The following is an 11,938-nucleotide window of genomic DNA, read 5'->3' as shown; positions in this document are numbered from 1 at the left end:
AAAAATCACAAATGTTTTATTGGACCGTTCCAATTTATTTTTGATAATGCTAAAGTGAGTTCAAAAATAAGCATTGCCGGGTCAATTTACTCTGGCGGAATAACCACTGACTGGAAAGGTTATGTCAATAAACTTCAGAAACGATCACTTTTTACTTAAACATATTGAACGAACAATGGCGTTCTACCACCCCAGATGTATCGACCCTCAGGGCGGGTTTTTTCACCACTTTCTCGATGACGGCACGGTTTACAATGCACATGTACGTCACTTAGTTTCAAGTACACGTTTTGTTTTTAACTATGCCATGGCTTATTTACAAACACTCGATCCTGACTATTTGGCACAAGTAAAACACGGTCTGGACTTTCTGGAACAATCACACAAGCAACCTAACGGTGGATACGCTTGGGTGCTGAATAACAACCAGGTCGAAGACGATACGAACCACTGCTATGGACTCGCTTTTGTCTTACTGGCCAATGCCGTGGCGCTCAAGGCTGGCATAACATCAGCTGCAACAACCATAGAGTCCGTCTGGACTTTGCTGGAAGCAAAATACTATCAGCCTGAATTTCAGCTTTATTTAGATGAATACAACGGCGATTTTAGCAGCGCAGACCCTTATCGTGGCCAAAATGCCAATATGCATATGTGTGAAGCATTACTAATGTGCTTTGAAGCAACATCAGAAAACAAGTTTCTGGAGCGTGCCCAGTCACTTGCACTTACGATGACAGTGCAGCAGGCTGAACTGGCCGATGGGTTGATCTGGGAGCACTATACACCCGACTGGCAAATTGATTGGCAGTATAACCTGGATAACCCAAAACACCTTTTCCGTCCCTGGGGTTTTCAGCCAGGGCATCAAACAGAATGGACCAAACTACTTCTGATCTTGTATCGCCATAGCCCACAAGACTGGATGCTGGAGCGTGCAAGAGCGTTATTCGACAAGGCTTTGGACATCGCCTGGGATGCAGAGAACGGCGGGATATTTTATGGTTTTGCGCCTGATGGCAGCATTTGTGATTCTGATAAGTATTTCTGGGTACAGGCCGAAAGCTTCGCAGCTGCGGCCCTACTTGCCGATGCAACAGGCGACCCTCTCTACTGGCAGTGGTATGACAAAATATGGCAGTATTGCTGGGAGCACATGATTGATCATGAACACGGCGCCTGGTATCGGATCCTGGATCGTAAAAACCAAGCCTACAGCAATGAAAAAAGTCCGGCCGGAAAAACCGACTACCATACCATGGGCGCTTGCTACGAGGTACTCAGAGCCCAACAACTTAAGCGGGAGGCACAATGAGCCTGGTATGTTTTGGCGAAGCCCTGATAGATTTTCTTTCAGACGGCAAAGAGCCTGAATCTTTTACAAAATATGCTGGTGGTGCGCCTGCGAATGTCGCAGTCGCAGCAGCGCGTCAGGGCGTAGATGCAAGCTTTTGTGGCATGGTAGGTGACGACATGTTTGGTCACTTTATCAAGCGCGCTTTGGCGCAGTATGAGGTTAACTGTGACTATGTGAAAGTGACAGACCAAGCAAAAACCGCATTGGCATTTGTTTCACTGGACGACACGGGAGAACGGAGTTTTAGTTTCTACCGCCCACCCGCGGCGGATCTGTTATTTCGGGCAGACGATTTTGTCGAAACAATGTTTGACACCCATTCACTGATACATGTCTGCAGTAACAGCCTGACCGAAAACAGCATCTATAAAACGACAATTTATGCGCTAACTCAGGCTCGAGAGCACGGCATGCACACAAGTTTCGATATGAATCTGAGAGAAAACCTGTGGACATCTCTGACCCACTGTACCAAACGCATCTGGCATGTAATTTCGCTTTCAGATATCGTTAAACTCTCCCATGAAGAGCTGGTATTTCTGAACGCACAAAGCCACCCAGAACAACCACTGTCACATACTATTGAAGCCATCACGGCGGCCAATGTGCAGTTACTGGTCGTCACCGACGGCAAAAACCCCATTCACTTTTATGGGCAGTCTTATCAAAGCACAGTGAATGTCCCGAACGTAAATGCTGTTGACACCACCGCCGCGGGAGACGCATTCGTTGGCGGATTATTGGCAGCAATTATTCGTGCTCAGAATGAGCAAAGTATTGATGCGTTTTTGGCAAACCAATCAGCGGTGAACAGTGCCATTGCTTATGCCAGCCGCTGTGGTGCATTTGCTGTAACACGCTATGGCGCGTTTGATTCATTACCCAGCTTCGAAGATGTTGAATAAAACTTTGTGAGAGAAGGTACAAGGATGTCCCTTTATACCAAATTGCTTAATTAAGCCTGAGGGTTAAATGTGCACCAGAAAACGCATATAGATGTAGTAAAACCCGGGTGAACACACCGCCAGACCAAGCAGATACATCTTAAAAAAACCATCACGCTGAGCACTTATCTGGGATACCACCGACACTGAGTTCTCATCAGACTCTGGCACATCCTTGGGACGATAAAACCGATAAAGTTTCATCAAACACAGGCCAATAAAAAATGGCCCTAAAATAAGAGAGAAAAAAAAGCCCACTGCGTACCAAGTTTCAGGCGCTACTCTATCCATTATATACCTCTGACAACAACACCCAGCCAAATACATACCTGTTTACATCTGAATGTTTGATATTATGTCTGTCACTTGTACTATGCAACCAAAGCCTAACACATTAGAAGAACTAAAAAAGACCCATTATATGAGCAAAGCCCACTTCCTCTTTCCTTTTACTCTTTTTCTTGGTGCATGTACTGCCAATCAAGTTGCAGTTGAACAGTCAGATCAGACTGTTGTTAAATATAAGACTTCCGAGGGGTATACTGACCGATTTGCTAACCTCTACAAGCAACCTGAAACATACCCCTATACCTGTGAAGAAGCGTGTTATCCGGATACGCCACTTATTCAATGCCAGGGCGACATGGAGCAATGTCAGTACATAGGCGACCGCCCCGACATAGTCCCTGAACTCGGTTTTTACGTGAAATGGCTGGGTCATGCGAGCTTTTTACTGACTATGCCCGATGGCCAGCAGGTACTTGTGGATCCGGTAAGCGAACAATTCGACTGGCCGATAGATGTAGGATTCAAGCTGACTGGCGGTTTTTATCGAACTGAACCAGACTGGCCTTCTGAACCTGAGCTGGACCAGCTAAGCGCCGTTGTTTATTCCCACATACATTATGATCACTTCAATAAATCGGACATCGACACTTTGGGGACCGGACCAACTTATTATACACCGCTGGGATTTGCAGACTATTTTTCGGATGGCGGTTACAAAATTCAGGAAATGGCCTGGTATGCGAGTGCACAAAACCAGGGTCTTACTGTGCATTTCGTGCCGGCACACCACTTTAGTAGCAGGATCATTGTGCCTTATATCACAGAAGACAACGACGCCACACTTTGGGGAGGCTGGCTCTTTGAATTTGAGGGAAAAACGTTGTTTTACGCAGGTGATACCGGTTACTCACAACACTTCCGTGACATACAGCAACGTTACGGCAACATTGATGTTTGTCTGTTACCAATCGCCTCTTATCACCATGACGAATATGCTAAGTGGTATCGAAATGTACATTTAACGCCCGAAGATATGCTTGCAGCAGCGAACGACCTTAACTGCAAGCAGGTGGTACCTTGGGGGTACGGTAACATGAGCTGGAAGATGGGTGATCTGACATCACACTCAGCTTTGTTCAGGCTGTTGCACGTAAAGCAAGCAATTGCACCGCAACAACCACTCTATATTCTCAACGAAGGAGAAAGTGTTCACTTTTAATGAGACGTTGCCTAGTCGGCATCCAGCTCAGGCCAAGTAACAATGTGGTCCTCGAAATCATGTTCCAGGTCCACGTCGTTTTCACTAATAGCTTTGCCCAAAATACTGATCCCTGCATCATGCATGGCCTGTTTCGAGCCGTTATGATACAGCGGGTGCCAACTGGCAAGACCACGACCTTCATGAAGCCTGCGATAACTACATGACTGAGGCATAAAGAAAATATCTTTGAGGTTGTCCTTGGTTAATTGGACACATGAGGGAACTAATGTTTGTCTTTCTGTGTAACGAGTACATGCGCAAGTCTGCTCATCGCTGTACTGACACACAACATCGGTATAGAGCAGTTCTTCCCCTTCACGAAGTACATCTGTGCTACTAAATTGTTCTTCCTCTTCTTCGTCAGAGTCTATAAAAGAATGCAAACAGCACTTTGCGCAGCCATCACAAATGGCTTCCCACTCCTGCTGGTTCATTTCTTCCAACGATTTTTCTATCCAAAAAGGAGTTGTACTCATAACTTCGCACTTGCCACAAACTAAAGGGTCGCAGATTGTACTAAAAGAACAAGACCAGCGCAAAGCTGGCCTTAAACACTATGGTGCTAGAGCTGAGAGTTAACCCAGCGCTCGATTTTATCCTGTAACACAGGCATGGGGACAGCGCCGTCAATTAACACCTGATTGTGGAAGGCGCGAATATCAAACCGCTCACCCAAAGCCTGCTCAGCGTATTCGCGCAGCTGGCGAATTTTAAACTGACCAACTTTGTAGGATACCGCCTGACCAGGCCATGCGATATAACGCTCAACTTCCGCTTCTACATCACTTTTCGCCATCGATGAGTTCTTCAACATAAACTCTATGGCCTGCTCACGACTCCAGCCTTTGGCATGTAGCCCGGTATCAACAACCAGACGCATCGCTCTTAATTGTTCATCCGCCAGACGCCCATACCATTGATAAGGATCGGTGAACAAACCCAGTTCTTTGCCCAAACTCTCAGCATATAGCGCCCAGCCTTCGACAAATACCGTTGAACCACCAAACTTTCTGAATTTTGGCAGATCTTCTATTTCCTGTTGCAACGCCAGCTGAAAATGGTGACCGGGCGCTGCTTCATGTATCGACAAGGTTTCGACAATAAATTTGGGTTGTGCTTTGAGGTTATGACTGTTGATATAGAATACACCCGGGCGCGATCCGTCCGGCGCGGGGCTTTCGTATGATGCGCCGGCTGCCGATGCAGCTCGGAATGCTTCAACCGGCTTTACAACGTAATCCGCCTTTGGCTGAATATCAAATAACAGGGGTACGCGCGCATCAATTTTCTTTTTCACCTCTTCATACGCTTTTATCAGTTCAACTTCTGACGAAAAATAAAATTCGTCACTGTCACGCAAGTGTTGAAAAAACTCCTGCAGATCACCCGCAAACCCGACTGTCTCTTTGACCCTTCCCATCTCATCGCGGATACGTTTTACTTCGCTCAGGCCAAGTGCATGGATCTCTTCTGCGCTCATATCCAGCGTGGTGTTTTCTTTTATGTAGTATTGGTACCAGGCTTGTCCATTTGGCAACGCACTGTAACCAACGGTCTCTCTGGATGCAGGTAGATATTTAGTTTCAAGGAAACGAACCATGTCGCGATAAGCCGGGATCAGGGTGCGCTCAATGTAATTTTTGTAGGACTGAGCTATCTGGTGTTTTTCTTGCGCAGAAAATGATTCCGGTAAATTCTCTATAGGTCCCCAGAAAATGGAGTCCTCTGCCTGGTCAACCACATGTGCTTTAAACTGGGGGATAACTTTAACCGTGATGGCCTTTGGCAACACCACCTGATGTTCGATGCCTTGAGACATCATCTCCTGAGCTGAGCTTAACCAAGCCACAAAGCCGTCGGCACGTTTAAGAAAGTTTCCGTAGTCTGCTACTGTTTCAAAAGGCTGAGCACTTTCTCCTGAGCCAAGTGAGGCAAATACGTGATGTGCTCCATACATTTGATCGATTGGCAGAAAATGGCCATCAAATTGTTCAGCCGCTTGCTGCTGTGTTAATTCGTAATGGAGTATGTCGAAAGACAATTTGGCCTGCCCAAAAAGCCCTTCCCTGTCTATCTTATCAAGCAGGCCAAGGTATTTAGCGGTAAATGCTTGCTGTTTTTTCAGAGTTTCAGGCCCAAGTGTCGATTCAAATTTGTCATTGTACTCAGACATGCCAAAGAAGGTGGCTGACAGTGGGCTCAATGTAACGCTCTCATTGAAGTATGCCTCTGCAAGCTCCATCATCTGTGCGTTTGCATCCACCTTTTCAGCGCTGACCTGATGGGAATGGGCATGTTGGGAAGTCACTTCACATCCGCTCAATGTTAAACCGACTACGAGCGCGACCAGTGTTTTTCTTATCATGTCTGTAACCTTACTCTTTAATAATTCGCGCGCAGTCTGACAGACATCATACAGATTACAACTGTTTTCTATGCCAATGCCAGATCGACTTCAGCTGTAGGCAGGATAATTTCGATGCACAGGCCGCCAAGCAGGCTATTATGTGAATCAATTTTTCCACCATGGCATTCTATTATTTTTTTGCACACGGCCAGTCCCATTCCTTTGCCACCACTAAGAGAACTGCGCGATGCTTCCTCTCTGAACAAAGGTTGGAACAGTTGTCGATGGGCATCATATGACAGCGGCATGCCCGAATCTTCAATACGCAAAACCAGGTTTCGCTCATTAACCAGTGCACTCATTTTGATATCTACGCCGTCGCCGCCATATTTGAGCGCATTTTTAACCACTTCTAAGATCGCGTTGCCAATAGAGCGTCTGTCAAACTGCATCGTAAAATGAGGGTCCAGTCGATTGATGATTTCGAGTCTGGCCTTCTTTGGATCGACATAGGTCATGCACGTCTGAAATGTTTCATTCATAAAATGTGCAACTTTAACCTCTTCTTTTTTCAAAATATTGGCAACCTCTTTATCGCCGGTTACCAACATTAGCTGGTCAATGAATTTGTGTAACTCATCAATCTTGGCCATCAGTTTGGCGTAAGAATCTTCTACGTTTTCAACAATGTTATACTGCAATGATTCAACCTGAATCTTCATCACGGTAAGTGGTGTACGTAATTCGTGCGACAGGTCAGTAAATAGCTGCTCTTCTTTTGCTTTAAGCTGATTAACCTGCTCGTTTACCACCTGACGTTCGCTGTCCACGGTGCGATTGAGTGCATTCACCTGCTGCTCGAGATGTCTAACCAGCTGGCCCTGAAGTGACTTATGTTGCAATGCCAGTGCAACAGTAAACAGCAACACTTCAATAAGATAACCCACCTTGATAAACGAAGTGATGTCAAAAACATCAATAAGATTACCATAGCTGGCACCCACTATGGTTAACAGGTTTAGAAACACCAGGTGGTTAATCAGACTGTAAGTAAACGTTCTCATGCCCGGCCCCCTTTGCCTGAAACTCCAAATACAGGTATAGACGAACAGCGGGATAACGAACGTACTGGCCAGTAAGTTGTAATAAACGCTTTCCAGATACAATGCGGTAGGGACCAGACCGATGTAAAGCCAGGTTGCTGCTATATAGACAGAGTTCAGTGTAGGGTGATAGTGCTTAAGTTGTAAAAAGCCACGAACGAATAACAAATGAAATATCGGCACTGTCGCCATCAGAGCGATTGAGAACTGACCGCTGAAGAAACCATGATTAGGCCAGAAATACTGAAAAGAAAAACCGGCCATATCGATTACGATAAGTAAGAAGAGTAAGGTCCATAACGCGTAAAAGACATTGGTTGTGTTGCGGTTAAAAGCCAGGTTCACGATGACAATGAGCAAAATGGCTGCAACCACTCCAGCCAGGCTGGCGTTAGTTAAAATGCTAAGTTGCGAAGTCGACAAGTAATGTGCGTGGGAATGCAGACGTAAGTTGGCTGGCGCATTTGCAAAAGTCTGGTACTCAATCAGGAATTCACTTTTGCCAGATTTAATGTCAAGGGGCAGGTACATTTGCGGGTCCTGAATAGGACGCTGGTTAAAGCTCGCATGCGCATCCTGCCAGTGCACCTGTCGAAGAATACCTTCGTCAAGCTGATAGACTGCGAGTTTAGGTAGTCTTGCAAAGCCAAATGACAGCACCCAGTCAGTGTTGCGACTTCTGTTATCGAACGTCAATCTTACCCATTTTGAATAAAGTGCATGCTGTGGTCGCTTCTCTATCCTGTCTAAAGGTACAAACTGCTCTGAATATCTGTATACATCTTCAGCTGTGTTAATTTGGTTATCATAGTCAAAGAAAAAAACGGCATCGTTCAGCGATCGCTGCGTTGTGCTGTCTCCCAACAGAATACTTTGCTGTTGATTTGCGCTGACAACTTTACCAGCGAACAAAAAATACCCCATTAAAAGCAATAAGATAAAACGCATGAACAAGACTCGGTAACCATTTGTAACTATCATAGGTCTAAATCGTGTAGGAAATGTGGATTCCGGACGAAATAACTTTCTCGCTCCTCATGAATGTAAACCAATGTAACACTGTTGCGAATTTCAAAATAGCACCATTTATTAGAAACTTAAAAAAACTTCCACAATTCCTTCATAGCCAAAATGCCAAACTTGCCCCTTAAACTTTGAGTACCTGGTTAAATGACAATCGCATTGAAATATTTCTGTCATATAACTTTGTTTTAATCCGCCCTGAAATAAAAACGTCATTAAAATGCCACATAACATGGCAAGACATAACTGAGTAAAATCATGAGTGAACAAAATCAAACCTCTCTTTTTGCAAAGATCTTAAACTGGACCGCGATTGCTTTACTGGTCTACCTCGTATTAGTTGCTGTTGGTACAGTCAGCGGTGGATTTAAGCTGGCTTCAGGCGGCACGGAAGGCGCAAAAGAAATTTTCGCATTTGCAACTAACCCGTTCGTCGCATTAATGCTGGGTGCATTTGCAACCGCTCTCGTTCAATCTTCATCTACAGTTACATCAGTTATTGTCGGCCTAGTGGCTGGTGGTCTGCCGCTGGGTATTGCTATTCCGATGATTATGGGCGCAAACATTGGTACTACCATTACCAATACCTTGGTATCGATTGGTCACATCCGTGATAAAGAAGAATTCCAGCGCGCTTTTGCCGCGTCAACGGTTCATGACTTCTTTAACCTGTTTGCAGTGGCTATTTTCCTGCCACTAGAGATTATGTTTGGCTTGCTGGAAAAATTCTCGGCGGCACTGTCTCACCTGTTCGTAGGCGATGCAGACTTGTCTCTTAAGAGCTACAACTTCATCAAACCGCTTGTCAAGCCAGCTGTCGGGGTAGTAAAAGATGCTGTCAGCTTCCTGGATGGTAAAGCCGTTGGTGTTGCTATGGTTGTCGTTGGTATAGCCATGATCCTGTTCGCGGTTACAACCCTTGGTAAACTACTTAAGAAAGCGCTGGTTGGACGCGCGAAAGAACTACTACATAGCGCAATTGGTCGTGGCCCTGTTGCTGGTATCAGTTCAGGTGCTGTAGTGACTGTCATGGTTCAATCTTCTTCTACCACGACCAGTTTGATGATCCCACTTGCAGGTAGCGGTGTGTTTAACACTCGTCAGATTTATCCTTTCACACTGGGCGCTAACATTGGTACTACTATCACAGCGCTACTGGCAGCGACCTCAATTACAGGTCCTAACGCTGAAGTTGCCCTGACGATTGCACTGGTACACGTTATGTTTAACGTATTTGCAGTTGGTCTGATATACGGTCTGCCATTACTGCGCGAAATCCCTCTGCAACTTGCTGAAAAGCTGGCTCAAATTGGTACGCGTAATAAATCAGCAGCATTTGGTTACGTGCTGGGCTCCTTCTTCGTCCTGCCAGGACTGTTGATGCTAGCCATCAAATAATGAGATTAATCTGACGTAATAACTCGTCAGAGTGTCATAAAAAGGGCTCAACTAAGAGCCCTTTTTAATAATTTTGACATATTGAACCTGCATAATTCGCCTAGTTTAATTTTTCGGCAAAATCATGAATACACGTAAACGGTCTTTGACTTTTGATATAAAGGACCAGGCACAGCAGTTGTTTTTTCTTGAGCATGGCTCACCGTTTGACCAGCTTGAGTTTTACATTGAGCAAGACGAACTGATTGTCTCTTGTCAGCTTCCAAAAGACGCTATAGCTGGGAATCAAATTAGGGCAGCAGCTAACCATCAGGACAACCGTAGCGTCGACTTTATCGGCCAAAGGCAATTGCAAGAGCAAGACATAATCAAAGGGACAATAGAGTTACGCCTTAGCGGTACAGGTAAATGCGGCCCATACAATTTACAATTAAGTTTACTGGGTCACAAAGAGCGCATTAAAAACAGTATGGACTATATGGCTTATTTGCCTCGTGAGATTCGCAGTTCCGATATAGACTGTAAATCGCACGCAGCGCCATCAGGTTCGACATCAGGTGTGTTATACATGGTTGCGAAATACATTCGCAACGAATTCAGCACCCTGTTTGGCTCATCCCGGCAGGCTTATCTTACCGAAAGAAAATAGTCCATCCCCAGCTACGCATTCATTTGCCAGGACCGCAAATAGTGCCGCTTCTTTGGAGTCTGCCTCTACCCCATCACTTGACAGTTTGGATACGTCAAACTCCTCGCAAAGCCGTGACTTTAACTTAGTTATCAGCAGCGTGTTATGGGCCCCCCCGCCACTTAACAATAACTCTGTGGGACCACGTAACCCCAAACGATTGATCTGTTCGATAACACACCAGGCCGTTAACTCATTCAGCGTTGCCAATACATCGTAATGAGACAAAGCTGAACCAAGACTCGTTATCTTGTCTTCCAGCATCGCTAAGCTGAACACTTCTGGCCCGGTTGTTTTGGGTGTAGCATAGTGAAAAAATGGAACAGACTTAAGTAACTCTAAGAGATCGTTCGACACTCTCCCTTGTGCAGCAAGCGCCCCGGCTTCGTCATAAGGTAGATTAAAATATCGCTGGCAGTATGCATCCATCAGAGTATTTCCGGGACCTAGGTCTGTACATTGCACATCCTCTATTTTTCCGCCAGCCGGCAGTACGGTATAATTGGCTATACCGCCTAAATTAAGCAAGATCCGGTGTAAATCTGATTTTTGATACAACAAATAGTCACCATATTGTGCAAGCGGCGCCCCCTCGCCTCCCCTGGCAATGTGCTTTTGCCTGAAATCAGAGATGGTAATGATCTGGGTTTGGGTCGCGACGTGATCGCCGTCCCCAAGTTGTAATGTCCCGTTTCCAAAGTCAGTATGCGAATGCTGATGCTGCGGACAGTGGTAAACAGTCTGCCCATGGCTGGCTATCAAATCAATATCCTGCGGCTCTAGCTGCCAGTGTGCCAGCGTTCGATTAATGATTTTCGCATGAAAGGATCCTATCCATGGATTCAGTAGCGTTAAATATTCAAAGTCGACATTGTCTTGAGCAAAGACCTTACGCACTTTTTCTTTGAACTCATTATCGTAAGGCACGGTTGTGAACTTGAGGAGCTTACAACGCGTCTGTGAACCTGCTCCACTCACCTGACACAAGGCCAGGTCCAGGCCGTCTAATGAGGTACCACTCATCAACCCCAAAATTATGCGAGAAGGTTTGTTTGCGATAGAACCCAGCTGATTTATTTGCTTAATGCCCATTGCCTAGTACCCGGAATTATTAGCGGCTACAACTGCCACAACAGGATAGTCATTCGCGCCGAGTTCTAGTGTGAAATTGCGCTTTTCATAGCCCTCTAACATTATCTTATGCGGTAAAGCACTGACTTGCTGTGCAGTGCCGTCGGCGTAGATGACCATAAGTTGCTCTGGCTCCAATATTCGCCGACCTGACGACAGATTTTCAAGGCTCAGAAGCACGGCCCTGTACCCATCGTCATTCGACATGGCAACACTGCGATTAATTTTAAAGTCACTTTTGGCGGGCCTTACTCTGTCGTTTCGGTCGAATAAAAATGTATCCAGCGTCATCTGCATGGTGTCAAAACGATATGGCTTTTGTTCTTTTGCTGCTGCACATGCCGAAACGACCATCAGGGTAGCTATCGCCAACCTTACTTTTCGCATTATTTGTACTC

At 45.6% G+C, this 11,938-nt stretch carries 11 protein-coding genes; 5 read left to right on the top strand and 6 right to left on the bottom strand.

The features are described from left to right. Window positions 1–121: 121 nt before the first annotated feature. Complete coding sequence (locus tag CWB99_RS00970; RefSeq protein ID WP_138551854.1) at window positions 122–1,315, top strand: AGE family epimerase/isomerase; 1,194 nt, start codon at window positions 122–124, stop codon at window positions 1,313–1,315. Beyond that, window positions 1,312–2,262 (top strand): carbohydrate kinase family protein, encoded by a 951-nt coding sequence (locus tag CWB99_RS00965; protein ID WP_138551855.1) that lies wholly within the window; start codon window positions 1,312–1,314, stop codon window positions 2,260–2,262. Before CWB99_RS00970 ends, CWB99_RS00965 begins: the two co-directional genes overlap by 4 nt. A 63-nt stretch (window positions 2,263–2,325) precedes the next feature. Here the strand turns inward: CWB99_RS00965 and CWB99_RS00960 are convergent, their stop codons facing one another. Beyond that, window positions 2,326–2,592 carry a hypothetical protein gene (locus CWB99_RS00960; protein ID WP_138551856.1) on the bottom strand — a complete coding sequence of 89 codons (267 nt, stop codon included), beginning with the start codon at window positions 2,590–2,592 and terminating at the stop codon, window positions 2,326–2,328. A gap of 130 nt (window positions 2,593–2,722) precedes the next feature. On the opposite strand from CWB99_RS00960, the gene CWB99_RS00955 reads away from it, so the two are divergent. Next, window positions 2,723–3,808 (top strand): MBL fold metallo-hydrolase, encoded by a 1,086-nt coding sequence (locus CWB99_RS00955; RefSeq protein ID WP_138551857.1) that lies wholly within the window; start codon window positions 2,723–2,725, stop codon window positions 3,806–3,808. Window positions 3,809–3,819: 11 nt separating this feature from the next. On the opposite strand, the gene CWB99_RS00950 is transcribed toward CWB99_RS00955, so the two are convergent. From CWB99_RS00950 to CWB99_RS00940, 3 genes are all read right to left on the bottom strand, one after another. Beyond that, the gene (locus CWB99_RS00950) at window positions 3,820–4,326 is read right to left on the bottom strand and encodes a YcgN family cysteine cluster protein (RefSeq protein WP_138551858.1); all 507 of its coding nucleotides are present in this window, start codon (window positions 4,324–4,326) and stop codon (window positions 3,820–3,822) included. 86 nt (window positions 4,327–4,412) lie between these two features. Continuing rightward, window positions 4,413–6,215, bottom strand: a complete 1,803-nt coding sequence (locus tag CWB99_RS00945; RefSeq protein WP_138551859.1) for a DUF885 domain-containing protein — start codon at window positions 6,213–6,215, stop codon at window positions 4,413–4,415. Between the two features lie 68 nt (window positions 6,216–6,283). Continuing rightward, complete coding sequence (locus CWB99_RS00940; protein ID WP_138551860.1) at window positions 6,284–8,248, bottom strand: sensor histidine kinase; 1,965 nt, start codon at window positions 8,246–8,248, stop codon at window positions 6,284–6,286. A gap of 333 nt (window positions 8,249–8,581) precedes the next feature. Here CWB99_RS00940 and CWB99_RS00935 point away from each other — a divergent pair, with 333 nt between their 5' ends. Together CWB99_RS00935 and CWB99_RS00930 are read left to right on the top strand one after the other, a co-directional pair. Continuing rightward, a complete protein-coding gene (locus CWB99_RS00935) occupies window positions 8,582–9,721 on the top strand; it encodes a Na/Pi symporter (protein WP_138551861.1) in 1,140 nt (379 codons plus the stop codon). 124 nt (window positions 9,722–9,845) lie between these two features. Next, complete coding sequence (locus tag CWB99_RS00930; protein WP_138551862.1) at window positions 9,846–10,370, top strand: hypothetical protein; 525 nt, start codon at window positions 9,846–9,848, stop codon at window positions 10,368–10,370. Here CWB99_RS00930 and CWB99_RS00925 read toward each other — a convergent pair. After that, window positions 10,335–11,501, bottom strand: coding sequence for an anhydro-N-acetylmuramic acid kinase (locus CWB99_RS00925; RefSeq protein WP_138551863.1), 1,167 nt, complete (start codon window positions 11,499–11,501; stop codon window positions 10,335–10,337). The genes CWB99_RS00930 and CWB99_RS00925 overlap by 36 nt on opposite strands. A gap of 3 nt (window positions 11,502–11,504) precedes the next feature. After that, on the bottom strand, window positions 11,505–11,927 hold the full coding sequence (locus tag CWB99_RS00920) for a hypothetical protein (protein WP_138551864.1): 423 nt from the start codon (window positions 11,925–11,927) through the stop codon (window positions 11,505–11,507). Between the last annotated feature and the right edge of the window lie 11 nt (window positions 11,928–11,938).

The sequence above is a fragment of the Pseudoalteromonas rubra genome (assembly GCF_005887095.1).
GTDB classification, from domain to species: Bacteria; Pseudomonadota; Gammaproteobacteria; order Enterobacterales; family Alteromonadaceae; genus Pseudoalteromonas; species Pseudoalteromonas rubra_E.
This window is presented reverse-complemented; position numbering and strand designations above follow the sequence as displayed.